The sequence below is a fragment of the Mycolicibacterium sphagni genome (assembly GCF_002250655.1).
GTDB lineage: Bacteria > Actinomycetota > Actinomycetes > Mycobacteriales > Mycobacteriaceae > Mycobacterium > Mycobacterium sphagni.
The window spans coordinates 117,546-142,284 of the sequence record NZ_NOZR01000012.1 but is presented as its reverse complement, the minus strand read 5'-3'; the positions used below and the strand labels follow the sequence as shown (position 1 = coordinate 142,284).

Annotated in this window: 20 protein-coding genes and 2 riboswitches; of the genes, 12 read left to right on the top strand and 8 right to left on the bottom strand. The window is 67.7% G+C overall.

The genetic code is table 11. The annotated features are described in order from the left end of the window. Nucleotides 1–105 precede the first annotated feature (105 nt). Nucleotides 106–1,722, bottom strand: a complete 1,617-nt coding sequence (locus CG716_RS15950; protein WP_094481249.1) for an FAD-dependent monooxygenase — start codon at nt 1,720–1,722, stop codon at nt 106–108. Between the two features lie 23 nt (nt 1,723–1,745). On the opposite strand from CG716_RS15950, the gene secA2 reads away from it, so the two are divergent. The 12 genes from secA2 (at nt 1,746) to CG716_RS15890 (ending at nt 14,076) form a co-directional block, all read left to right on the top strand. After that, nucleotides 1,746–4,079 carry an accessory Sec system translocase SecA2 gene (secA2, locus tag CG716_RS15945; RefSeq protein ID WP_094481247.1) on the top strand — a complete coding sequence of 778 codons (2,334 nt, stop codon included), beginning with the start codon at nt 1,746–1,748 and terminating at the stop codon, nt 4,077–4,079. A gap of 9 nt (nt 4,080–4,088) precedes the next feature. Further along, the gene (locus CG716_RS15940) at nt 4,089–4,691 is read left to right on the top strand and encodes a CDP-alcohol phosphatidyltransferase family protein (protein WP_094481245.1); all 603 of its coding nucleotides are present in this window, start codon (nt 4,089–4,091) and stop codon (nt 4,689–4,691) included. Next, nucleotides 4,678–5,619 carry a DUF881 domain-containing protein gene (locus CG716_RS15935; RefSeq protein WP_094481243.1) on the top strand — a complete coding sequence of 314 codons (942 nt, stop codon included), beginning with the start codon at nt 4,678–4,680 and terminating at the stop codon, nt 5,617–5,619. The genes CG716_RS15940 and CG716_RS15935 overlap by 14 nt, the downstream gene beginning before the upstream one ends. A gap of 81 nt (nt 5,620–5,700) precedes the next feature. Continuing rightward, nucleotides 5,701–6,033, top strand: a complete 333-nt coding sequence (locus tag CG716_RS15930) for a small basic family protein (protein WP_094481241.1) — start codon at nt 5,701–5,703, stop codon at nt 6,031–6,033. A gap of 1 nt (nt 6,034) precedes the next feature. Beyond that, nucleotides 6,035–6,829: a DUF881 domain-containing protein gene (locus tag CG716_RS15925; protein ID WP_094481239.1), complete on the top strand. Its 795-nt coding sequence runs from the start codon at nt 6,035–6,037 to the stop codon at nt 6,827–6,829. A 22-nt stretch (nt 6,830–6,851) separates the two neighbouring features. After that, the gene (gene gcvH / locus CG716_RS15920; RefSeq protein ID WP_094481237.1) at nt 6,852–7,247 is read left to right on the top strand and encodes a glycine cleavage system protein GcvH; all 396 of its coding nucleotides are present in this window, start codon (nt 6,852–6,854) and stop codon (nt 7,245–7,247) included. Nucleotides 7,248–7,403: 156 nt separating this feature from the next. After that, complete coding sequence (garA, locus tag CG716_RS15915; protein WP_207760696.1) at nt 7,404–7,877, top strand: glycogen accumulation regulator GarA; 474 nt, start codon at nt 7,404–7,406, stop codon at nt 7,875–7,877. Further along, nucleotides 7,877–8,608: a transcriptional regulator FtsR gene (ftsR, locus tag CG716_RS15910; RefSeq protein WP_094481233.1), complete on the top strand. Its 732-nt coding sequence runs from the start codon at nt 7,877–7,879 to the stop codon at nt 8,606–8,608. The genes garA and ftsR overlap by 1 nt, the downstream gene beginning before the upstream one ends. Nucleotides 8,609–8,656: 48 nt before the next feature. After that, nucleotides 8,657–9,151 carry a bifunctional nuclease family protein gene (locus CG716_RS15905; RefSeq protein ID WP_094481231.1) on the top strand — a complete coding sequence of 165 codons (495 nt, stop codon included), beginning with the start codon at nt 8,657–8,659 and terminating at the stop codon, nt 9,149–9,151. Nucleotides 9,152–9,391: 240 nt separating this feature from the next. Next, entirely contained in the window at nt 9,392–10,027 is a 636-nt protein-coding gene (locus CG716_RS15900) for a MerR family transcriptional regulator (RefSeq protein WP_165774169.1), read from the top strand. A gap of 21 nt (nt 10,028–10,048) precedes the next feature. Then, nucleotides 10,049–10,146: riboswitch (glycine riboswitch) on the top strand. Further along, nucleotides 10,147–10,252: riboswitch (glycine riboswitch) on the top strand. Nucleotides 10,253–10,295: 43 nt separating this feature from the next. Then, on the top strand, nt 10,296–13,157 hold the full coding sequence (gcvP, locus tag CG716_RS15895) for an aminomethyl-transferring glycine dehydrogenase (protein ID WP_094481227.1): 2,862 nt from the start codon (nt 10,296–10,298) through the stop codon (nt 13,155–13,157). Between the two features lie 13 nt (nt 13,158–13,170). Then, nucleotides 13,171–14,076 carry an alpha/beta fold hydrolase gene (locus CG716_RS15890; RefSeq protein WP_165774168.1) on the top strand — a complete coding sequence of 302 codons (906 nt, stop codon included), beginning with the start codon at nt 13,171–13,173 and terminating at the stop codon, nt 14,074–14,076. Here CG716_RS15890 and CG716_RS15885 read toward each other — a convergent pair. The 7 genes from CG716_RS15885 to gndA form a co-directional block, all read right to left on the bottom strand. Continuing rightward, complete coding sequence (locus tag CG716_RS15885; protein WP_094481223.1) at nt 14,073–15,998, bottom strand: substrate-binding domain-containing protein; 1,926 nt, start codon at nt 15,996–15,998, stop codon at nt 14,073–14,075. The two genes, CG716_RS15890 and CG716_RS15885, sit on opposite strands and share 4 nt — an antisense overlap. A 51-nt stretch (nt 15,999–16,049) precedes the next feature. Beyond that, a complete protein-coding gene (locus CG716_RS15880) occupies nt 16,050–18,248 on the bottom strand; it encodes a malate synthase G (protein ID WP_094481221.1) in 2,199 nt (732 codons plus the stop codon). Between the two features lie 20 nt (nt 18,249–18,268). Continuing rightward, nucleotides 18,269–19,201 (bottom strand): 3-methyladenine DNA glycosylase, encoded by a 933-nt coding sequence (locus CG716_RS15875; protein WP_094481219.1) that lies wholly within the window; start codon nt 19,199–19,201, stop codon nt 18,269–18,271. Then, nucleotides 19,194–20,249, bottom strand: a complete 1,056-nt coding sequence (locus CG716_RS15870; protein ID WP_094481217.1) for a hemolysin family protein — start codon at nt 20,247–20,249, stop codon at nt 19,194–19,196. The genes CG716_RS15875 and CG716_RS15870 overlap by 8 nt, the downstream gene beginning before the upstream one ends. Beyond that, entirely contained in the window at nt 20,249–21,607 is a 1,359-nt protein-coding gene (locus CG716_RS15865) for a hemolysin family protein (protein WP_094481215.1), read from the bottom strand. The genes CG716_RS15870 and CG716_RS15865 overlap by 1 nt, the downstream gene beginning before the upstream one ends. Nucleotides 21,608–21,805: 198 nt before the next feature. Continuing rightward, on the bottom strand, nt 21,806–23,242 hold the full coding sequence (locus CG716_RS15860) for a GuaB1 family IMP dehydrogenase-related protein (RefSeq protein ID WP_094481213.1): 1,437 nt from the start codon (nt 23,240–23,242) through the stop codon (nt 21,806–21,808). 19 nt (nt 23,243–23,261) lie between these two features. Continuing rightward, nucleotides 23,262–24,716, bottom strand: coding sequence for an NADP-dependent phosphogluconate dehydrogenase (gene gndA, locus CG716_RS15855; protein WP_094481211.1), 1,455 nt, complete (start codon nt 24,714–24,716; stop codon nt 23,262–23,264). Nucleotides 24,717–24,739 lie beyond the last annotated feature (23 nt).

The window sequence follows — 24,739 nt, the reverse complement described above, 5'->3', positions numbered from 1 at the left end:
GCGTATCTCCTCCTGCGGCGGCGTCACACGCGACGACCGGTCCGTTGGCTTTCCCGGCGAACCTACCCTTGGATCCCGGCGATGGCGCGGATCCGCACCGGATGACTAGCGAAATGTGAGCTTCAGCTGGGCTATCAGATCCGCCTGCGTGACCCCGTCGCCGGCGCTGAAGCAAAGATAGCCGTCAGGCCTGATAACGAACACCGCGCCGGGACCGGGCCGGTAGCGGCTCGCGAACTCACCATCGACATCGCGCAGCAGGGGGAGCAGGGCGTCGGCGACGTCGCAGTCCGGGGCGGCTACCAAGTAGACGTCCATCTGACCGTGCGCCGCCTCGATCGCGCCCGCGGCGAGGTCTTCCCAGCGCGCCACGTCGGCCGCCGTCGCGTCGGCCCCGGCATACAACAGCGTGGTGTGCCTGCGTCGATCGAGCACGGTGAACAGCCGCACCGCATCGGTGACCGCCGCCCGGGTCAATCCCGCCGCATCAGGAGCCCGCTGGCCGGCCCGTGGTGCGGCAGAGCCCTCGTCGACTACGCCGACGATCGGGCTGTCGGCGTAGTCGACGAGCAGCTGCGCCTCGCGACGCAATACGGTGTCGAGGTCGTTTTCGCCGGCGCCGATACCCTTCTGCGCGTTGCGCACCGTACGGCCGACCACCTCCTCACCGACCGGCCTGCGCTCGGCGTCGTAGCTGGCCAACAGGCCGTCGGCAGCGGTGCAGCCCAGCGCCAGCGCCAGCTTCCAGGCCAGGTTGTGTGCGTCCTGGATCCCGGTGTTCATGCCCTGCGCGCCGGTCGGCGGATGGATGTGGGCGGCGTCGCCGGCCACGAACACCCGGTCGGTGCCGTACCGGTCCACGATGCGGTGACTGATCCGGAACACCGACGACCAGCGCAGGTTTCTTGCGGTCGTCGGCTCCGGCGACAGCCGGTCCAACACTGCCTGGATGTGGTGCAGCTCGGGTTTCCGCTCGCCCTGGAAGCCGTGCGCCACCTCCTCGCTCGACACCTCCGGCGGCCGCAGCTCGTCGGGCACCAGCATCGACATGCGATAACGGCCACGGCCCGGGAGCGGGATCGCCACAACCAGATCGTCGGTGACTCCGTCGACCTGATGCATGCTGCGTACCACATAGCCCGGTGGCACCGACCAGTCCACCTCGACGTCACCGAGCATGTACTGCTCGCTGAACGCGCCACCCTCGAACGACAGCCCCAGGGTCTTGCGCACCGCGCTGTGCGCGCCGTCGGATCCGATCAGGTACTTGGCCCGCACGGTCGGCGCGTCCGAGCCGCTGAGGGTGGCCGTCACGCCGTCGGGGTCCTGTTCGAACGTCTCCAGTCGCACACCGCGCTCGACCCGCACGCCGAGGGCGGCCAGTTCGTGGGCCAGGATGCGCTCGGTCGCGTACTGCGGGATGCCGACGAATGCGAACGGCACATCGGCGGGCACCGCCATGTCCAGCTCACCCACCCGCGCGCCGTTGACGTAGATAATCTGGCCGTACAGCGGGATCGCAGCGTCGAGAATGCGGTGCAGCAGGCCCATTCCTTCGAAGACTTCGAGGGTACGGGGTTGCACGCCAATGGCTTTCGCATACTGGAACGGTTCGAGGACGGGGTCGATGATCCGGCAGTGCACGCCGTGGCGAGTGAGCTCCAGGGCTGCGGTCAGCCCGATCGGTCCGGCACCGGCGATGAGCACGTCGACATCCGTCATGACGCCGACGGTACCGTTGACCCGTGGCGAAAGATCGCAAGAACAGCGCTGCCGGGCCCGGTCGCATCAGCCGGGGCTTCTGGCGCCTGCTCGGTGCCAGCACCGAGAAGAGCAAAGCCGAGTCGATGACCGAGGTGACGGCCTCGGCCGAGTTCGACGAGAAGGCCAAGGGCCTCGACGACGAACAGCTGGTCAAAGCCGCTACGCTGCTGGAGCTCGGCGACCTCGCGGCCTCGTCCGATATCCCGCAGTTCCTGGCCATCGCCCGCGAGGCGGCAGAAAGGACGACCACACTCCGTCCTTTTGATGTACAGCTGCTGGGCGCGCTACGGATGCTCGCCGGCGACGTCGTCGAGATGGCGACCGGTGAGGGCAAGACCCTCTCGGGCGCTATCGCCGCTGCCGGCTACGCCCTGGGCGGGCGCAACGTCCACGTCGTCACCATCAACGACTACCTGGCCCGCCGTGACGCCGAGTGGATGGCCCCGCTGATCGAGGCGATGGGACTGACGGTCGGCTGGATCACCGCGGAGTCGACGGCCGCCGAGCGCCGCGCCGCCTACACATGCGACGTCACGTACGCGTCGATCAACGAGATCGGGTTCGACGTGCTGCGCGACCAGCTGGTCACCGACGAAGCCGATCTGGTGTCACCCAACCCCGACGTCGCACTGATCGACGAGGCCGACTCGGTGCTCGTCGACGAGGCGCTGGTGCCGCTGGTGCTGGCCGGCACCACGCATCGCGAAACCCCGAAAGTCGAAATCGTCCGTCTGGTAGGCGAATTGGCCGCCGGTACCGACTACGACACCGACGCTGACAGCCGCAACGTCCACCTCACCGAGGACGGGGCCAAGAAGCTGGAGGCCGCCCTCGGCGGCATCGACCTGTACTCCGAGGAGCACGTCACCACGACGCTCACCGAGGTCAACGTCGCCCTGCACGCCCACGTGCTGTTACAGCGCGATGTGCACTACATCGTCCGCGACGGCGCGGTGCAGCTGATCAACTCCTCCCGCGGCCGGATCGCCTCGCTGCAACGCTGGCCGGACGGCCTACAAGCCGCGGTCGAGGCCAAGGAGGGCATCGAGACCACCGAGACCGGCGAAGTCCTCGACACCATCACCGTGCAGGCCCTGATCAACCGCTACCCCACGGTGTGCGGGATGACCGGTACCGCCCTGGCTGCCGGTGAGCAGCTGCGCCAGTTCTACAAGCTGGGTGTTTCGCCGATCCCGTCGAACGCCCCCAACGTTCGCGAGGACGCCGACGACCGCGTCTACATCACCGCGGCGGCCAAGACCGAGGCCATCATCGAGCACATCATCGAGGTGCACGCCACCGGCCAGCCGATCCTGGTCGGTACCCATGACGTGGCCGAATCCGAGGAGCTGCACGAGCGGCTGGTCCGCCGCGGCGTTCCGGCCGTCGTGCTCAACGCCAAGAACGACGAGGAAGAAGCCGCCGTCATCGCCGAGGCCGGCAAGCTCGGCACGGTCACCGTCTCCACCCAGATGGCCGGCCGCGGCACCGACATCCGGCTCGGCGGCTCCGAAGAGACCGACCACGATAAAGTCGCCGAACTCGGTGGTCTGCACGTCATCGGCACCGGGCGGCACCGCACCGAACGGTTGGACAACCAGCTCCGCGGCCGTGCCGGACGCCAGGGCGACCCCGGCTCGTCGGTGTTCTTCGCCAGCTGGGAGGACGACGTCGTCGTCGCGCACCTGGACCCGGGCAAGCTGCCCACCGACGCCGACGACGCCGGCAAGATCACCAGCCCCAAAGCCGGCTCCCTGCTCGACCACGCTCAGCGGGTGGCCGAGGGCAGGCTGCTCGACGTGCACGCCAACACCTGGCGCTACAACCAGCTCATCGCCCAACAACGCGCGATCATCGTGGAGCGCCGCAACACTCTGCTGCGCACGGCCGCGGCGCGCAACGAGCTGAAGGACCTGTCGCCCGACCGCTACGAGGAGCTGGCCGAGAAATCCAGTGACGAGCAGCTGGAGACCATCTGCCGCCAGATCATGCTCTTCCACCTGGACCGCGGCTGGGCCGACCACCTGGCGTATCTGGCCGACATCCGGGAGAGCATCCACCTGCGGGCCCTGGGCCGGCAGAACCCGCTCGACGAATTCCACCGGATGGCCGTCGACGCGTTCGCGAACCTGGCCGCCGACGCCATCGAGGCTTCCCAGCAGACTTTCGAGACGGCCAACATCCTCGAAGAGGAACAGGGCCTGGACCTGTCGAAACTGGCGCGCCCGACCTCGACGTGGACGTACATGGTTCACGACAACCCGCTCAACGACGACACCCTGTCCGCGCTGAGCCTGCCCGGGGTTTTCCGTTAGGTTTCTCCCATGACGGAGCCGCGTGGCGATCGGGTGTTGACGATCCCGAACGTCCTGTCGCTGATCCGGCTCGTCCTGGTGCCGGTGTTCCTCTACCTGCTGCTGGCCACCCACGCGTACGCACTCGCGGTGGCGATCCTGATGTTCAGCGGCTTCTCGGACTGGGCCGACGGCAAGATCGCCCGGCTGGTGGCCAACCAGTCGTCACGGTTGGGGGCTCTGCTCGATCCGCTGGTCGACCGGATCTACATGGTGGCCGTTCCACTAGGCCTCGGCGCCGCGGGCGTCGTGCCATGGTGGCTGGTGGGCACCCTGATCGTCCGCGACCTCGTGCTCGCCGCGACCCTGCCGGTGGTGCGCAGCCGCGGGCTGACCGCCCTGCCGGTCACCTACATCGGCAAGGCGGCAACGTTCGCGCTGATGTCCGGTTTCCCGCTGGTCCTGCTGGGGCAATGGGATGCGACGTGGAGCCGGGTGATCGGCGCATGCGGCTGGGGCTTCCTGATCTGGGGTGTCGGGATGTACCTGTGGTCGGCGGTGCTGTATCTGCTGCAGGTGCGCCTGGTGGTGAGCACGATGCCGAAAGCGGGTGTCGGAGATGCCCGCAGCTGACAGCGCGCTAGGCGGCTACGACCCGCAGGCCGGCCGCAGTGAACGCCACGGCCTGCATGCCTACCCGGCTGGCGCCGACCGCGTGCCGACGCTGATCCCGTTGCCGGGCCTGCTGCGGTCGCTGCTGACCGAACATCTCGATCCCGGGTACGCCGCAGCAGCCGCCGAACGTCAGCGCACCGGGACATCCCGCCGGCCGGTTGTCACCCGGGCGTGGCAGGCGCTGGCGGCTCTGCTGATCGCGGCGGTGTTCGCGGCCGCGGTCGCACAGGCTCGATCCACCGCGCCGGGCGTCAACGCCGCCCAGCAGGTGCTCGCCGCCAGTGTGCGCTCGTCCGAGGGCACCACTGACCGGCTCACCAGCCGCCGCGACGACCTGGCCACCCAGGTCGACGACATCCAGCGGCGCCAGCTGCGTGACGATGCCACCGGGCGCGACCTGCTCAGCCGGCTGGACGCACTGAGCCTGGCCGCGGCCACCACCGCCGTCATCGGGCCGGGGCTGACCATCACCGTGACCGACCCCGGAATGGCGCGCGATCTGACGGACGTCTCCAAGCAACGGGTGCCCGGCAGCCGCCAGGTCATCCTTGATCGCGACCTCCAGCTGGTGGTGAATTCGCTGTGGGCCAGTGGCGCCGAAGCGATCTCGGTCGGCGGGGTGCGGATGGGGCCCAACGTCACGATCCGGCAGGCGGGCGGCGCCATCCTGGTCGACAATCATCCGATCAGCAGCCCGTACACGATTCTCGCGGTGGGACCGCCCAACAGCATGCGGGACAGCTTCGACCACAGCGGCGGCCTACAGCGGCTGCGACTGCTGGAGGCGTCCTACGGCGTTGGGGTGAGCGTGGCCAGCGGCGACGGCCTGTCGCTGCCCGCGGGCGCAGTGCGGGAGATTAAATTTGCCAAGCAGATCGGGCCCTAAAGGATCCGGTGGGCTGGGGGTAACGCCCCACCGAAGGCCAGGGGAGAGCAAAGCGACCCGGGGAAGGGAGGGGAGTCACACATGATTGGAATCGCCGCACTCGTCGTCGGCATCGTGCTGGGGCTGGTCTTCCACCCGAGCGTCCCCGAAGTCATCCAGCCGTACCTGCCGATCGCCGTCGTCGCCGCGCTCGACGCGGTGTTCGGCGGCTTACGGGCCTACTTGGAGAAGATCTTCGACCCCAAGGTGTTCGTCGTCTCGTTCGTGTTCAACGTGCTTGTCGCCGCCCTGATCGTCTACGTGGGCGATCAGTTGGGCGTGGGCACCCAGCTGTCCACGGCGATCATCGTGGTGCTCGGCATCCGCATCTTCGGCAACGCCGCCGCGCTGCGGCGCAGGCTGTTCGGGGCGTGAGGTGACCGAGGGGGAGACCCACGACAAGCCCGCCGACAGCGGCGCCGAGCACGGTCGTCACGAACTGCCCGGCGACGCGCCGGCGCCGGCGCGAACGCCCAGAGGCCGCACCCAGCTGGCGTTCGGCATCCTGGGCGTGCTGCTGTGCGTGGTGCTCGGCATCGGGATCGCAACGCAGGTTCGGCAAACCAAATCCGGCGACGCGCTGGACACCGCACGCCCGGCCGACCTGCTGATTCTGCTGGGTTCGCTGCAGCAACGCGAGGCCGCGCTCAACACCGAGGTCGCCACGCTCCAGCGAAATCTCGCGGCCATGCAAACCGCGGGCAGCAGCGACCAGGCCGCGATCGAGAACGCCCAGGCCAGGCTGGCCGCCCTGTCGATCCTGATCGGCACCGTCGGCGCCACCGGGCCGGGAGTGAGCATCACCATCGACGACCCGGGCCCCGGCGTCGCCCCAGAGACCATGCTCGACGTCATCAACGAACTACGAGCCGCCGGCGCCGAGGCGATGGAGATCCGCTCCGGGCAACGAGCCGTACGGATCGGTGTCGACAGCTGGGTGGTCGGCAGCGCCGGCGCGCTGGAGATCGACACGCAAAGTTTGAGTCCGCCGTATTCTGTTCTGGCCATTGGTGATCCACCCACCCTGGCCGCGGCGATGAACATCCCGGGCGGCGCCGTCGACAGCGTGGAACGCGTGGGCGGGCAAATGACCGTCTCGCAGTCCGACCGGGTGGACATCACCACCTTGCGGCAACCGAAAGCCCGCCAATACGCTCAGCCCGTCAAATGAGCGCCCGACACCGAGGAGCACTGTGAGCGAAATCCCAGCCGACCTGCGCTACACCGCCGAACACGAGTGGGTCCAGCGCACCGGTGACAACACCGTGCGCGTCGGTATCACCGACTTCGCCCAGTCCTCGCTGGGCGACGTGGTGTACGTTCAGCTGCCCGACGTGGACAGCGACGTCACGGCGGGCGAGTCGTTCGGCGAGGTCGAGTCGACCAAGTCGGTTTCGGACCTCTACGCGCCCGTCTCGGCCAAAGTGATTGCCGTCAATGGCGATCTGGACGGAAACCCGGGACTGGTGAACTCCGATCCCTACGGCCAGGGGTGGTTGTTGGAGCTGCAGGTGGACGGCGATACCCTCGAACAGGGGTTAGCGGCGTTGCTCGATGCGGACGCCTATCGGGTCACAGTGACCGAATGAAATTGTTAAGGTGCCTGCCAACCATCTATCCGACGGTGGTGGGCACAACGGCGACCACTGCGCGGTACGGTCGTCGTAAGTGATTGTTGAGGCGGACGGGCGCCTTGAGCGGGCCCTCCGCCAAGCATCGCCACGGCAGCCAGTGAGGAGCAGCGGGTGACGGACAAGGATCAGGACCAGTCGTCTGAGGAAGTCACCGTGGAGACGACATCCGTCTTCCGCGCCGACTTCCTCAACGAGCTGGACGCCCCGGCGGCCACCGGCAGCGAGAGCTCGGTATCCGGCGTAGAGGGTCTCCCGGTCGGCTCGGCGCTGCTGGTCGTCAAGCGCGGGCCGAACGCGGGCTCGCGGTTCCTCCTCGACCAGCCGACGACATCGGCAGGCCGCCACCCGGACTCCGACATCTTCCTCGATGACGTGACCGTCAGCCGCCGGCACGCCGAGTTCCGGTTGGACGGCAACGAATTCCAGGTCGTCGACGTGGGCAGCCTCAACGGCACGTACGTCAATCGGGAACCGGTCGACTCGGCCGCGCTGGCCAACGGCGACGAGGTCCAGATCGGTAAATTCCGTCTGGTGTTTCTGACCGGACCGAAGCCGTCCGACGACGAGGGTGGTCCAGGGAGCTAGTGACCGCGCCCGATAGTCCCGCGCTTGCCGGGATGTCTATCGGAGCGGTCTTGGACCTGCTGCGACCGGACTTCCCGGACGTGACGATCTCCAAGATCCGATTCTTGGAAGCCGAGGGCCTCGTCACGCCGGAGCGCAGCGGATCGGGGTATCGGCGGTTCACCGCGTACGACTGCGCCAGGTTGCGGTTCATCCTGACCGCCCAACGCGACCAGTACCTGCCGCTGAAGGTGATCAAGGCGCAGCTGGACGCGCTGCCCGACGGCGAGCTGCCCGACGTCGGATCGCCTTACGGCGGACCACGTTTGGTGCCGGTCTCCGGCGAGGACTCCATCGAGACCGATGATGCGGCGCGCAACCAGGTGCGGCTGAGCCGTGAGGATCTGCTGGAACGATCCGGCGTCGGCGAGGAGTTGGTGGTCGCACTGTGCAAGGCGGGTGTCATCACGACCGGCCCGGGCGGGTTGTTCGACGAGCATTCGGTGGTCATCGCGCAGTGCGCGCGGGCCCTGGCGGAGTACGGCGTGGAACCGCGGCACCTGCGGGCATTCCGGTCGGCCGCCGACCGCCAATCCGACCTGATCGCACAGATCGCCGGCCCGGTGGGCAAGGCATCGAAGACCGGGGCACGCGATCGGGCCGACGATTTGGCGCGCGAAGTCGCTGCCCTGGCAATCACGTTGCACACGTCGCTGATCAAGTCCGCTGTACGAGACGTTCTCGACCGCTGAGGACTAGACTCCGAATGACGGTAACGGGAGCGCGGAGGTCAGACTCATATGGGTGAGGTGCGTGTAGTCGGAATCCGTGTCGAGCAGCCCCAGAACCAGCCGGTTTTGCTGTTGCGGGAATCGAACGGCGACCGCTACCTGCCCATCTGGATCGGCCAGTCGGAAGCCAATGCGATCGCACTCGAGCAGCAAGGTGTCGAGCATTCACGGCCGCTGACTCACGATTTGATCCGAGATGTCATTGGCGCACTTGGGCATTCACTCAAGGAAGTGCGCATCGTAGATTTGAAGGAAGGCACCTTCTACGCCGACCTGATCTTCGACCGCGACGTCAAGGTCTCGGCGCGCCCGTCGGACTCGGTGGCGATCGCGCTGCGGATGGGTGTCCCGATCTACGTGGAAGAGGCGGTGCTGGCCGAGGCCGGACTGCTGATTCCCGACGAGAACGACGAGGAGTCCACCGGCGCCGTCCGGGAGGACGAGGTCGAGAAATTCAAGGAGTTCCTCGACAGCGTCTCGCCGGACGATTTCAAGGCAACCTGATCGGGTATCTCCGCCCGTGCCTTGTGAACACCAAGATCACGGATGCGTCTCACTTGGCTAGGAGCGGTTCGACACGCGCGGCGGATTACCGGGAGCACGCCCACAGGCGGCCATACTTTGATTGTGACGACGAGCACGACTGCCCGTCGACAAGCGTATGCTCGATGAACTCGGACTAGGGCAAACGCGGTTGGTTGAGCGGTCAGCGGGCCATCGGTTCGAACGGCGAGAGGAAGCATCGTGGGCGAGCAGCCACGTCAGGGACAGCTAGACCTTGCCGGCGGTTCCAAAGGCCTCTTCGAGGCTGATTCGGCCGCCAGCGCGCCGGCGAGTGAGCCGGTGCAGCCGGGCCTGTTCCCTGATGACTCGGTGCCCGACGAACTGGTCGGCTACCGCGGGCCGAGCGCCTGCCAGATCGCCGGAATCACCTACCGGCAGTTGGATTACTGGGCCCGCACCTCGCTGGTGGTGCCGTCCATCCGCGGCGCGGCCGGGTCCGGCAGCCAGCGGCTGTACTCATTCAAGGACATCCTTGTCCTCAAGATCGTCAAGCGCCTGCTGGACACCGGCATCTCGCTGCACAACATCCGCGTCGCCGTCGACCATCTGCGTCAGCGCGGCGTGCAGGACTTGGCCAACATCACGCTGTTCTCTGACGGCACAACGGTCTACGAGTGCACGTCGGCCGAAGAGGTCGTCGACCTGCTTCAGGGCGGCCAGGGAGTGTTCGGTATCGCGGTCAGCGGTGCGATGCGGGAGCTCTCCGGCGCCATCGCGGATTTCCCCGGCGAACGCGCCGACGGCGGCGAATCGATCGCCTCGCCCGAGGACGAGCTGGCCTCGCGGCGCAAGAGCCGCGACCGCAAGATCGGCTAACCGCTAGAATCTCTTCTGTATCGCCCTCGCGCGGGAGAGCTTCGTGGCAGCCAGTCACGGACGCCGAAGGAGCAACACCTCTCCGTCAACCTCTCAGGCCCCCGGACCGCGCGCGGCCACGATGCCTCTGGAAAGCGGTGACCTCGCGGTCGCCCGCCCATGGGGAAAGGCCGTAAGGCCGAATCTCTCAGGCGCCCGGTTCGGGTGGACGACAGAGGGAGAGGACGCCGCTGACGGCTGCGTCCGCCCGAGTCAGGAGCCCCACCAAGTGTCCGACCATTCTCAGCCCACGTTCGCCGATCGTCACATCGGTCCGGACTCCGATGCCGTCACAACCATGCTCGACGTCATCGGGGTCGCCTCGCTCGACGATCTGGCTGCCAAGGCGCTGCCCGCAGGCATTCTCGACGCGGTTGGTGCCGACGGCCTGGCGCCCGGGCTCGATCAGCTGCCCGCCGCGGTCAGCGAGCATGCGGCGCTGGCCGAGCTGCGCGCGTTGGCCGATAGCAACACGATTGCCGTTTCGATGATCGGCCAGGGCTATTACGACACCCTGACCCCGCCGGTGCTGCTGCGCAACATTCTCGAGAACCCGGCGTGGTACACCGCCTACACGCCGTATCAGCCGGAGATCAGCCAGGGCCGGTTGGAGGCGCTGCTGAATTTCCAGACCATGATCGCCGACCTCACCGGCTTGGATCTCGCTAATGCCTCAATGCTCGATGAGGCCACTGCCGCCGCCGAGGCGATGACCCTGATGCACCGCGCCACCCGGGGGCCGGCCAACCGGCTGGCGGTCGACGAAGACCTGTTCGCCCAGACCGCGGCAATCCTGGCCACCCGAGCCGAGCCGCTCGGCATCGAGATCGTCACCGCCGACCTGCGCAACGGGCTGCCCGAAGGGGAGTTCTTCGGTGTCATCGCACAGCTGCCCGGGGCCAGCGGCCGGGTGACCGACTGGTCGAAGCTCGTCGAGCAAGCCCACGAGCGTGGCGCGCTGGTGGCCCTTGGTACCGACTTGCTGGCGATGACGCTGATCGCCCCACCGGGCGAGTTCGGTGCCGACGTGGCGTTCGGCAGTGCCCAACGGTTCGGCGTGCCAATGGGATTCGGCGGCCCGCACGCCGGCTACCTGGCGGTGCACACCCAACACGCCCGCCAGCTGCCGGGCCGGTTGGTGGGGGTGTCCGTCGATGCCGACGGCGCGCCGGCTTATCGGCTCTCGCTGCAGACTCGCGAACAGCACATCCGCCGCGACAAGGCGACCTCCAACATCTGTACCGCCCAGGTGCTGCTGGCGGTGATGGCCGCGATGTACGCCAGCTATCACGGCCCGGAGGGACTCACCGGGATCGCCCGTCGGGTGCACGGCCATGCCCGCACGCTGGCTGCCGGGTTGGGCGCGGCAGGCGTCGAAGTGGTGCACGACAGCTTCTTCGACACCGTGCTCGTCCACGTCCCCAACCGCGCGGCTGCGGTGCAAGCCGAGGCCAAGGCCCGCGGCATCAACATCTGGCGGGTGGACGCCGACCACGTGTCGATCACCTGCGACGAGGCCACCACCGACGCGCACGTAGCGCTGGTTCTCGAATCGTTCGGCGCTTCGGCGGCGGGCGATGCTTCGGTAGCTGGTAACTACGCTGGCCCCGAAATCAATTCGCGGACAACCGAATTCCTCATTCATCCGGCGTTTCACCGGTACCGCACCGAGACCGAGATGATGCGCTACCTGCGCACTCTGGCCGACAAGGACATCGCGCTGGACCGCAGCATGATCCCGCTGGGCTCCTGCACGATGAAGCTGAACGCAGCCGCGGAGATGGAGTCCATCACCTGGCCCGAGTTCGGCCGCCAGCACCCGTTCGGCCCGGCCGGTGACACCCCGGGCCTGCGCAAGCTGATCGCCGACCTGGAGAGCTGGCTGACCGGCCTCACCGGGTACGACGCAATCTCGTTGCAGCCCAACGCCGGATCGCAGGGTGAGTACGCCGGCCTACTGGCGATCCGCGACTACCACCTGGCGCGCGGCGACAACGGCCGCGACGTGTGCCTGATCCCGTCCAGCGCACACGGCACCAACGCCGCGTCGGCGGCCATGGTCGGCATGCGCGTGGTGGTGGTGGCCTGCCGGGAAAACGGCGATGTCGACCTGGACGACCTGCGAGCCAAGGTCGCCGAGCACGCCGAGAAGCTGGCCGCGCTGATGATCACCTACCCGTCCACGCACGGCGTGTACGAGCATGACATCGCCGATGTCTGCGCGGCCGTGCATGACGCCGGCGGGCAGGTGTACATCGACGGTGCCAACCTGAACGCGTTGGTGGGTCTGGCCCGGCCCGGCAAGTTCGGCGGCGACGTCAGCCATCTGAACCTGCACAAGACGTTCTGCATCCCGCACGGCGGCGGCGGCCCCGGTGTCGGCCCGGTCGCGGTGCGTTCACACCTGGCCGCGTACCTGCCTGGCCATCCGCTGGCCGAGGAGCTGCCGAAAGGACACCCGGTTTCGGCGGCACCGTACGGGTCGGCGTCGATCCTGCCGATCACCTGGGCCTACATCCGGATGATGGGTGCAGACGGGCTCCGCGATGCCACGTTGACGGCGATCGCGTCGGCCAATTACATCGCCCGCCGCCTCGACGAGTACTACCCGGTGCTGTACACCGGCGAGAACGGCATGGTGGCCCATGAGTGCATTCTCGATTTGCGCGCCATCACCAAGAGCACCGGAGTGACCGTTGACGATGTCGCGAAGCGGCTGGCGGACTTCGGTTTTCACGCCCCGACCATGAGCTTCCCGGTGGCGGGCACGCTGATGGTGGAGCCGACCGAGAGCGAGAGCCTGGCCGAGGTGGACGCGTTCTGCGAGGCGATGATCGCGATCCGCGCCGAGATCGACAAGGTCGGCTCGGGGGAGTGGCCGGCAGACGACAACCCGCTGCACAACGCGCCGCACACCGCCGAGTGCCTGCTCGTGGACGAGTGGACTCACCCCTACACCCGCGAACACGCCGCCTACCCGTTGGGCAAGCAGTTCCGCCCGAAGGTGTGGGTGCCGGTGCGCCGCATCGACGGCGCGTACGGCGACCGGAACCTGGTGTGCTCGTGCCCGCCCGTGGAGGCCTTCGCCTGATAGCGTCACACCTGTGCTGCCTGCCAGCGTTCGCCAGTGGCAAGAGGGTGGGCGGATGCTGTCCACCAGCGCGGGCTCGGTGTTCGTCAGATCGCACACAGGCTCGACCAATTCCCGGGTCGCTCCGCTCCTGCCCTCCGGCGCCCCGGCTGTCCTTCTGCTGCATGGCTTTCCGTCCAGCTCCTACGATTTCCGCGAGGTCGTCGACGGCTTGGGCGACCGGGCCTGGCTGACCCTGGACTTCCTGGGCTTCGGGCTGTCCGATAAACCCCGCCCGCATCGCTACTCCCTGCTGGAGCAGGCCGACATCGTGCAGCAGGTCGTCGCCGACTTCGCACCCGGGCCGGTGGTGCTGCTCGCCCACGACATGGGCACCTCGGTGGCCACCGAACTGCTGGCCCGTGACGTCTCCGGCGCACTGCCGTTCGAGCTGCAACGCGCCGTGCTCACCAACGGCAGCGTGATCATCGAGCGCGCCAGCCTGCGCCCCAGCCAAAAGATCCTCCGCGGCCCCTTCGGTGGCGTCCTCGCCCGGCTGACCAACGAACGAAGCTTCGTGCGGGGCTTCGCCAATCTCTTCAGCGCCGGGCACCCGCTATCCACCGAGGAAGCGCAGGCCCAGTGGGCACTGATGGCCCGCGATGACGGCCACCGCATCATGAACCTGCTGTGCGCCTACCTCAACGAGCGGGTGCGCTTCGCGCCGCGCTGGCACGGCGCCATCCGCGACTGGGACAAGCCGCTCGGGTTCCTCTGGGCCACCGGCGATCCCGTCGCCACCACAAATGTTCTAGCCGGCCTGCGGGAGCTGCGGCCCGCTGCCGACGTGATCGAACTGCCCGGCATCGGCCACTACCCGCAGATCGAGGTGCCCGACGAATTCACCGCCGGCGCACTGCATCTGCTGGGCCTCGATTAAGACAGCAGGTTGGTGACAGCGGTCGCCAGATCCGGCGAATCCGACGTCGCGACGTTCTGATACGTGCCGCCCGAGGCCTGAGCGACCGCCTCCCACGTGGCACGGTCGGAGTCGTCGCCGAGATCGATGACGTTGACCGCCACTGGCTTGGCGGGGTCTACCGCAGACTTGACGTACTGCACCAACCCCGGACCGTCGAGAGACTGGTCGCTGTGCGGGCCCTGGGTGATCACCAGTATCGAATTCGCCTGCCCCTCGCGGAAGTTCGTCAGCGCCTCGCCGTAGGCCAGCCGCAGGGTGGTGAAGGAGACGGCGCCACTGCCCGATGGCGACAAGCCGCCCAATGTGCCGGTCAACGCCGCCGAGCGCGGCTGCCCGTCGACCTGGTCGGTCAGCGGCCCCATCGGCACCGCCGATTTACCCTCGACCCCGTTGAACGTCCACAGTCCGACGGCGGCGTTCGGGGAAAGAGCACCGATGCGGTTGGTCAGCGCGGCCACCACATTGGCCAATCGCGACTTGCCACCCTCTTCGGCGCCCATCGCCTGGTCGAGCATGATCGTGGTGGCCGACCCGGTGGCCGGGGACGACACCGCCGCCGCCAGGGTGGCCCGCACCGATTCGTCCTCGATGGACAGCGGCGCACCCAGCTGCGGGAAGTTGACGACGTCATTACCTTGCGGGGCGGCACCTTCGGCACGGAAACCGGCCTTCGCCAATGCGGTCAGCTGCTCGGGTTTACGCATGAACCGGGCGAATTCGCTGGCGGCACTGGCCTGCTCCCCGGACACCCACGACCCGGACAACAGCACGGTCGGGTAGTCGGCGAGGGCCACCGGGCCCGGCGGCAACCATTCGGCGACGTTGTTCTTGGCATCCGAACCTGACGCACGGCTGAACAGTTGCTGCTCGGTGGTCGCCACGGCGTGCACCTGGCCGCCCGCCGGGTCACCGCTGCCCATGAGTGCCTTCCACGCCGCGTCAGCGGTGCTATCGGCCAGCTTGGGCTGACCGCCGACCAGCGCGTTGACGGCACCCAGGCCCGCGGTAGCCGGCGCATTGGCCGGAGCCGACGCCGATGCGACGGCCTCGGCCGTGAGGTAGGTGGCGTCGGCATCGCCGACGGTAGGCAACGCCAACTTCAGCGAACCCCAACCAGGCAGGTTCAGTCCATCCAGTGCAGTGGGATTGTTCTGCAGCCCAGGCAAAGCGCCCCAACCCTGTTGGGCCAAAGCATCTTTGATCTGCGGTCGCACCGCAAGCACCACCGGCGAGCTGACCAGCGACCGAGCGTCGCTGACTACTTGCTTGCCAGCGCTGGATTGCAGCCTGGCCGCCCCGATGGAACTCGCTGGAATCCAGAGGGCAGGTTGGTCGCCGAGGTCTGCAGGCCACTTGGACACAAACCCGTCGATGACGCGATCCGAATCAGCCGCCGTCACCGTCATCTTCACGCAACGATCGCCGATCGGTGTGACGACGGCGTTGAAGCTCTGCGCGAACTTGGTGACGTCGGCTGCGATCGACGGATCGGCGACGACCCCGACGTTGACGCTGCCGTCCAGGCATTTCTGGGCGGCATCGGCTGACCGGTGCGACAGCGCATCTCCGAAGAATCGCCAGAGGATCACCGCACCGACGACCACCACCACAGTGATCAAGGCGGCGATCACGCTGATGCTCACCCCGCGGCGTCCCGTCTCGCTGCGGTGGCCGCCTTCGAAGGCCGCGATCCGGCGGCGAGCGGTGTCGGTCAGCGGGGACGGCTCGTAGCCCGCATCACCGACACCCTTACCTGCGTCCGCATCGGCGGCATCATCGCCGGGACGGGGGAACCGGCCGGTCGGGCTTTCCGGCACATCGGCAGGCTCTTCCGGTTCGCCGAAGGAATCCCCGGGACCGGGTCTGCTGTGCCTGCCCATGGCGGTGCCTAATCCTCTTTCGTCGAACGGTCGTGCGGTGCGGGCTTGTGATCAGGCGCCGACGCTGGCCTTGTACTCCCGGCGACGCCGATGCAGGATCGGCTCGGTGTAGCCATTGGGCTGCGCGCCGCCGGCCAGGATCAGTTCCTGGGCGGCCTGGAACGCGATACTGCCCTCGGGATCCGTTGCCATCGGCCGGAATTCGGGATCCTGAGCGTTCTGCTCGTCGACCACAGCGGCCATCCGGCGCAGACTCTCACGCACATCGTCCTCGGTGATGACGCCGTGGCGCAACCAGTTCGCCAGCAGCTGACTGGAGATCCGCAACGTCGCGCGGTCCTCCATCAGTGCGATGTCGTGAATGTCGGGCACCTTCGAGCAGCCGACACCGGCATCGATCCAACGCACCACGTATCCCAGGATCGACTGGCAGTTGTTGTCGATCTCTTCGTGGATCTCCTCGGGAGACCACGCCAGCTCTTGGGCCAGCGGGAGCGTCAGCAACTGATCCTTGGTGGTGCGGGTCTTGCCGGCCAGCTCCTTGTGCACCGCGTAGACGTCGACGTAGTGGTAGTGCATGGCGTGCAACGTCGCCGCCGTCGGTGAGGGGACCCACGCCGTGGTGGCACCAGCCCTGGGCTGGCCGATCTTCTGCTCGACCATGTCGGCCATGAGGTCGGTCATGGCCCACATGCCCTTGCCGATCTGGGCCCGGCCGGAGAACCCGGTCGCCAGACCGACGTCGACGTTCTGGTCCTCGTAGGCCAGGATCCACGGCTGGGTCTTCATGGCGCCCTTGCGGATCATCGGGCCGGCTTCCATCGAGGTGTGGATCTCGTCGCCGGTGCGATCCAGGAAGCCGGTATTGATGAACGCCACCCGGTCGGCGGCGGCCTTCACACAGGCTTTGAGGTTGGCCGACGTGCGGCGCTCCTCGTCCATGATGCCGACCTTGATGGTGTTCTGCGGCAGGCCGAGAACGTCCTCGACCCGGCTGAACAGCTCGCAGGTGAAGGCGACCTCGTCGGGGCCGTGCATCTTGGGCTTCACGATGTAGATCGAGCCGGTCCTGCTGTTCTGCCGCGGGCTGCCATCCTCGGCCTTGAGGCCGTGAGTGGCGATCAGGCTGGTGAACAGCGCGTCCTGAATGCCCTCGTAGATCTCGGTGTCTTCCTCGCCATCGACGCTCATCACAATCGCGTCGTTGGTCATCAGGTGTCCGACGTTGCGAACGAACAGCAGACTGCGGCCGGGCAGCGTGAGCTCCCCGCCGTCCGGCGTCTTGTAGGTGCGGTCGTCGTTGAGCACCCGGGTGAATGTCTTGCCACCCTTGCTGACCTCTTCGGCCAGATCGCCCCGGTTCAGGCCCAGCCAGTTGCGGTAGCCGAGCACCTTGTCGTCGGCGTCCACGGCTGCCACCGAGTCCTCGAAGTCCATGATCGTGGTGATCGCGGACTCCAGCACGACGTCCTTGATGCCGGCCTTGTCGGTGCTGCCGACGGGGGACTGCGGGTCGATCAGGACCTCGATGTGCAGGCCGTTGTTGACCAGCAGCACAGACCACGATGGCGAACCGAGTTCGCCGGTGTAGCCCACGAACTTCTCCGGGCTGGCCAAACCGGTGGATTGCCCGTCGCCCAGGGCGATGTCGAGCACCCCGTCGGCGACGCTGACGCCGGTGGCGTCCGCCCACGACCCGTTCGCCAGTGGCGCCGCCTGGTCGAGGAAGTGGCGGGCGTAGGCGATGACCTTGTCGCCGCGAATCTTGTTGTAGCTGCTGCCCGGTTCGGCGCCGCCCTCGGTGCTGATGACGTCGGTGCCGTACAGCGCGTCGTACAGCGAGCCCCATCGCGCGTTCGCGGCGTTGAGCGCGAAGCGGGCGTTGAGGATCGGGACGACCAGCTGCGGACCCGCGGTGGTGGTGATCTCGTCGTCTACACCGGAGGTCGTGATGGTGAAGTCGGCGGGCTCGGGCTGCAGGTAGCCGATGTCGCTGAGGAACTGTTGGTACTCGCTGGCGTCGATACCGCCGATGATGCGCTGCCGGTGCCACTTGTCGATCTGCGCTTGCAGATCGTCGCGGCGCGCGAGCAGCTCCTGATTCTGGGGCGTGAGGTCGGTGACGACCTTGTCCACGCCGGACCAGAAACTGTCGGGGTCGATCCCGGTACCGGGCAGCGCCTCGTTGGTGATGAAGTCGTACAGCACCTGCGCCACACGCAGGTTGCCGACGGACACGCGTTGGGTCATCTGTCCTCCCTCACGACAAATCAATTCATCTTACCCGCAGGTAGGAAGCCCTCCGACACGCTGTCGTAGGCGGAGTGCGCGGCATTCGTCACTTCTGACGCCAAAAGCCGCTGACACCACGTCAGCAGTGCCCGGCGCAGCGGAGCCGCGCGTTCGGCGATCACCCCCTGGCAGCGCACGTATTCGGCTCGCCCGGCGGGTTCCTCGACAGTGATCGGCTCGAACCCCAGGTCCGTCAGATCGTAGGGGCTGGCCCGCATATCGAGCTCGCGCGCGTCGGCGGCCACATGCAGGCAGTCCACCAGCAGCTGGGATTCGATCAGCGGGCCGAGCTTGTAGCACCACTTGTAGAGGTCCATGTTGGCGTGCAAACAGCCCGGCTGCTCCCAGTCGCGCTGGCCGGCACGGGTCGGCACCCCACGGTTGCGCGGCACGGCCGCGTCGGTGAAGAACCGGAACGCGTCGAAGTGGGTGCAGCGCAACGGCATCGACTCGACCACCGCATCCGTGCCCGCCGCCCCCAGTCGCAGCGGCACCCGGCCGTGACGAACGGCGTCGGTGCGGTACACCATCGCCCACTCGTGCATTCCGAAGCAGCCGAACTGTGGCGCCCGGTCCTCGGTGGCGCGCAGTAGGTCGGCCACGAAGGCGACGGTCGGCAGTCGCGAGCCCAGGAACTCTGCGCTGAGCGTCACACCGTCCGCAACGCTCGTGTAGCCCGCGCGGTCGAGGTATTCGGAAGCGCCCGGCCCGGCCAATGCGGTGCCGTGGCCGGGATGCCACACCCGCAGCTGGCGTGGCCGCAGGCTGTAGTAGCTGAACAGGAAGTCCCACACCGGGTGAGCTTCACCGCGGCTGGCCCGACGAGCATGCGGGCCGGTGAAAGCCTCGACTCGGGCGCGATGGGCCGCAGCGCGTGCCGTCCACGCGGGCTCGGACAGCACCTCAAGCACGGTGCATCCCGTCGCGCACGGTCCCGACCAGGTCCTCTACCAGGTCTTCCAAAGCCACCATCGCGCAGACCGCACCGTCGGTAGACGTCACCAAAGCCAGATGGCTGTTGTCGCGCCGCAGCTGCGACAGCGCGTCGGGCAGCGGCATGTCGGCGGCGACCTGGGGCAGGGGACGCACTACTGACAGGTCGATCACCGAATCGGGACCGTCGATCTGCGTCAGCAGGTCTTTGATGTGCAGGTAGCCGATCAGGGTGCCGTCGCCGCCGTCGACCGGGAACCGGGAGTAGCCCGTCTCACGCAGCGCGTGCTCGACCGCGCTGACCGTGGGACCGCTGCCCGGCCGCGCGGCGGGGACCACGCGGATTTCGCTCAGTGGAACCGCGACATCGTTGACCACGCGGTTGCGGATCTGCAGTGCACGGGTCAGCCGCATGTGCTCTTCGGGATCCAACAAACCCTCCGAGCGGGACTCGGCAATCATCTCGGCGAGCTCCACGGTGGACACCGTGACGTCGAGCTCGTCCTTGGCCTCGATTCCGAAGGCGTGCAGTGTGCGGTTGGCCGCCCAGTTGTAGAACCCGATCAACGGCCGGGCGAACCGCACGTACACGAGATAGACCGGCATCAAGAGCATCGCCGTCTTCTCCGGACCGGCGATGGCGATGTTCTTCGGCACCATTTCGCCGAGCAGCACGTGCAGCGTGACCACGACGCCCAATGCCACCAGGAACGAGACCGTGTGCAGTACGGCGTCGGGCACCCCGACCAGATCGAAGGGCTTCTCCAGCAGGCCGGCCACCGCGGGCTCGCCGACCCGGCCCAACAGGATCGAACAGATCGTGATGCCCAGCTGTGCGCCGGCCAGCATCAGCGAGAGCTGCTCGCCGGCCCGCAGCACCGTGGCCGCACTCCGCTTGCCTTGTTCGGCAAGGGTTTCCAGCCGGTCGCGGCGCGCGGAGATCAGCGCGAACTCGGAGCCCACGAAGAACGCATTCGCGCCCAGCAGTGCGATGGTCAACAGCACACCCAAGAAGTCGCCGCCCATCAGCGCTCCCCGCCGTCGCTGGGGCGAACCAGCTCGGTGAGCACCAGCTGGTCGATGCGACGACCGTCCATCTCGACAACGGTCGCGCGCCAGCGCACCGGATCGTCGAAAGGGCCCTCGGGGTCGAACGCCGCCAGCTCCACCGATTCGCCGACCTCGGGGATGTGGCCCAGCTTCTCCAGCACCAGACCGCCGATGGTCTCGTATTCACCTTCGGGCGCCCGGAAACCCGTCGCCTCGGCCACTTCGTCGATGCGCAACAGGCCCGACACCCGCCAGCCCAGCCCGGACTTCTGGAAGTCGGGGGTGGAGTCGTCGTGCTCGTCGCGAACGTCGCCAACGATCTCCTCGATCAGGTCCTCCACGGTGACCATGCCCGCGGTGCCGCCGTATTCGTCGACCACCATCGCGGTCTGCAAGCCGTGGGCGCGCAGCTGCGACATGAGCGCGTCACCGTCCAGCGACGACGGCACGGTCGGCACCGGGATCGCCAGTGTCAGCAATTTTGTGGTCGACCGCTGCGCGGACGGCAGGCTGAACACCTGCTTGACGTGCACGATGCCGATGGTGTCGTCGAGGTCCCCGTTGATGATCGGGAAGCGGGAGAAGCCGGTGTCGGCCGAGGCCGTCACCAGATCGGCCACGGTGTCGTCCGCCTCCAGCGCCTCGATCTCGGTGCGAGGCGTCATGAACTCCTCGGCGATCCGCGATCCGAACTGCAGCGAGCGGTTGACCAGCGAGGCGGTGGCCTCGTCGAGGGAGCCGTGCTCAGCCGAACTGCGGACCAGCGCACCGAGTTCCTCGGGTGAGCGCGCTGACCGCAGTTCCTCGGCCGGCTCGATATCCAGTTGGCGCAGGATCCAGTTGGCTGTGCCGTTGGTGGCCTTGATGGCCAGGGTCATCACGGTGGAGAACATCAGCTGGAAGCCTGCGGTGGCCCGCGCGGTCGGAACCGGCCGGGCGACCGCCAGGTTCTTGGGCACCAGCTCGCCGAACACCATCGACAGCGAGGTCGCGATCAGGATCGCCAGCACCAGCGCGATCCCCTCCGCCGCACGGTCCGGCACGTGCAGCGCCTCCAGAACCGGGTCGAACAGCCGGGCCAGGACAGGTTCGGCAAGGTAGCCGGTGGCCAGCGTGGTGATCGAGATGCCCATCTGCGCACCGGAGAGCTGGAACGACAGCGTGCGATGCGCGCGCGCGACGTTCTGGTCGCGACGATCACCGCTGCGGGCGTTGGCGTCGACGGTGCTGCGCTCCAGGGCGGTCAGCGAGAATTCCGCGGCGACGAACAGGGCCGTTCCGAACGTCAGGATGACGATCGCCAAGAGGCTCAACAAGGTGTAAACCACGTTCACCGGGCCTGTGCCGTCAGATCGCCGGGCCGTGCGCCCGGCTGACTAGTGGATGGTTCGGCGTCGGATTCGTCCGCGGGACGCTCACCACAGGCAGCCCGGTCCGCGGGGGCCTCGACGGGTGCCTGCGGCACGGGATCCCTTTCCTCGGTGGGGGCAGAACAAACACCTATGTTAGCGGTTTGGCGGCCGCTACCCGGCTCACCAACCCGCAGGCAGGGGATGCCCTTCGGCGAATCCGGCCGCCGACTGCACGCCCAGCACAACCCGCTCGTGCAGCTCGGCGATGGTGGCCGCGCCCACGTAGGTGCATGTGCTGCGGACGCCGGAAGTGATGTGGTCGAGCAGGTCCTCGACACCGCCGCGGTCGGGGTCCAGCGCCATCCGGGAAGTCGAGATGCCCTCCTCGAAGAGCGCCTTGCGGGCCCGGTCGAAGGCCCCGTCGCCACTGGTGCGAGCGGCCACCGCCCGCTTGGAAGCCATGCCGTAGCTCTCCTTGTACGGCCTGCCGTCGCGGTCGCGCATCAAGTCGCCGGGGGACTCGTAGGTGCCGGCGAACCAGGATCCGATCATCACGTTGGCCGCGCCCGCGGCCAGTGCCAACGCCACGTCGCGGGGGTGGCGCACCCCGCCGTCAGCCCACACATGCCCGCCGAGTTCCCTTGCTGCAGAGGAGCATTCGAGGACCGCCGAGAACTGAGGGCGCCCGACTCCGGTCATCATTCTGGTGGTGCACATCGCGCCGGGACCCACTCCCACCTTGACGATCGAGGCGCCGGCCCCGATCAGATCGCGAGCACCTTCGGCCGAGACGACGTTGCCCGCCGCCAGCGGGACACCGAGATCCAGCGACGACACCGCCTTGATCGCGTCGAGCATCTTGAGCTGGTGGCCGTGCGCGGTGTCGACCACCAGCACATCCACCCCGACCTCGGCCAGTGCCTGCGCCTTGGCGGCCACGTCGCCGTTGATGCCCACCGCGGCGGCGATGCGCAGCCGGCCGGCGGAGTCGACGGCCGGCGTGTAGATGCCCGCGCGCACCGCGCCGATGCGAGTGAGCACCCCGGCCAGGGCGCCGTCGGCATCGGTGAGCACAGCCACATCCACCGGGGCGTGCTCGAGCAGTTCGAACACCTGTCGGGGATCCGTGTGGGCCGGGGCGGTGATGAAGTCTGCGATCGCGATGTCGCGCACCCGCGCGAAGCGGTCGACGCCCGCGGTGGCGGCCTCGGTGACCAAGCCGATCGGCCGTCCCTCGGACACCACGACCGCGATGCCGTGGGCGCGCTTGTGGATCAGCGCGACCGCGTCGGAGACCGAATCGTCGGGCGCCAGGACCACCGGGGTGTCGGCCACCAGGTCGCGGCTCTTGACGAAGTCGACGGTCTCCTTGACCGCTTCGGTCGGCAGGTCCTGCGGCAACACAACGATGCCACCGCGGCGAGCCACCGTCTCGGCCATCCGCCGTCCGGCCACCGCGGTCATGTTGGCCACCACGACCGGGATTGTCGTGCCGGTGCCGTCCGAGGTCGACAGATCGACATCGAATCGGGAGGCGACGTCAGATCGGTTGGGGACGATGAAAACGTCGTCGTAGGTCAGGTCATACGGAGGCCGCTGGCCGTCGAGAAACTGCACGTACCTAAGGGTACTGCCGTCAGGCCTCGACCTCGGTACGGTCACCGCTCCACAGCGTGTGGAACCGGGCGGCGGGGTCCGCGTCGATCCGGCCGTAGGTGTGCGCGCCGAAGAAATCGCGCAGCCCCTGGGTCAGCGCCGCGGGCAGTCGCTCGGTGCGCAGCGCGTCATAGTAGGACAGCGCCGAGGCGAAGCCGGGGATCGGTATTCCCAGCTGCGTGGCGGTCACGACCACGCGACGCCAGCTGTCGATGCCGGCCTCGACGGCCTCGCGGAAGTAGGGCGCGGCGATCAGGGTGGCCAACTCAGCGTCCTGGTCGTAGGCCTCCTTGATCCGATTGAGGAACTTGGCCCGGATGATGCAGCCACCGCGCCAGATGGTGGCCATGTCGCCGAGCGTGATACCCCAGTTGTATTCGGCACTGCCCGCCTGAATCTGGTTAAAGCCCTGGGCATAGGCGATGATCTTCGACGCATACAGCGCCTTGCTGACATCGTCGATGAATTGCTTTGCGTCCGTGGGGTGTTCACCGAGGTCGCCGGACGCCAGGCCGGTGGTGGCCTTGCGCTGGGCAACCGAGCCCGACAGCGCGCGGGCGAACACGGCTTCGGCGATACCGGTGACCGGCACCCCGAGGTCCAGCGCCGACTTGACCGTCCAGCGCCCGGTGCCCTTCTGCTCGGCCTCGTCGAGGATGACGTCAACGAGCGGCTTGCCGGTCTTGGCGTCGGTCTGCTTGAGCACCTCGGCGGTGATCTCGATCAGGTAGCTGTCCAGATCGCCCTTGTTCCACTCGGCGAAGATCTCGGCGATTTCCGGCGCGGACTTGCCCAGGCCGTCACGCAGCAGCTGGTAGGCCTCGCCGATGAGCTGCATATCGGAGTACTCGATGCCGTTGTGCACCATCTTGACGAAGTGGCCGGCACCGTCCGGGCCGATGTGGGTGCAGCACGGAACGCCGTCGACGTGCGCGGAGATCTCCTCGAGCAGCGGGCCCAGGGACTTGTAGGACTCGGCGGGGCCACCCGGCATGATCGACGGGCCGTTGAGGGCGCCTTCCTCGCCGCCGGAGATGCCGGCGCCGACGAAATGCAGCCCGCGCTCGCGGACCGCCTTCTCGCGCCGGATGGTGTCGGTGTAGAGCGCGTTGCCGCCGTCGATGATGATGTCGCCGGGTTCGAAAACGTCACACAGCTCGTTGATCACGGCGTCGGTGGGATCGCCGGCCTTGACCATGATCAACGCGCGACGCGGCTTTTCCAGGGCGGCGGCGAACTCGGCCATCGTCTCCGTGCGCACAAACGTGCCCTCGTCGCCGTGCTCGGCGAGCAAGGCATCGGTCTTGGCCACCGAGCGGTTGTGCAGCGCGACGGTGTAGCCGTGGTGAGCGAAGTTCCGCGCGATATTGGAGCCCATCACCGCCAACCCCGTGACGCCGATCTGTGCGGTGCCATTCGTTTGCGGTGAGCTCATCTCGCGCCTTTCAGTTGTGTGAA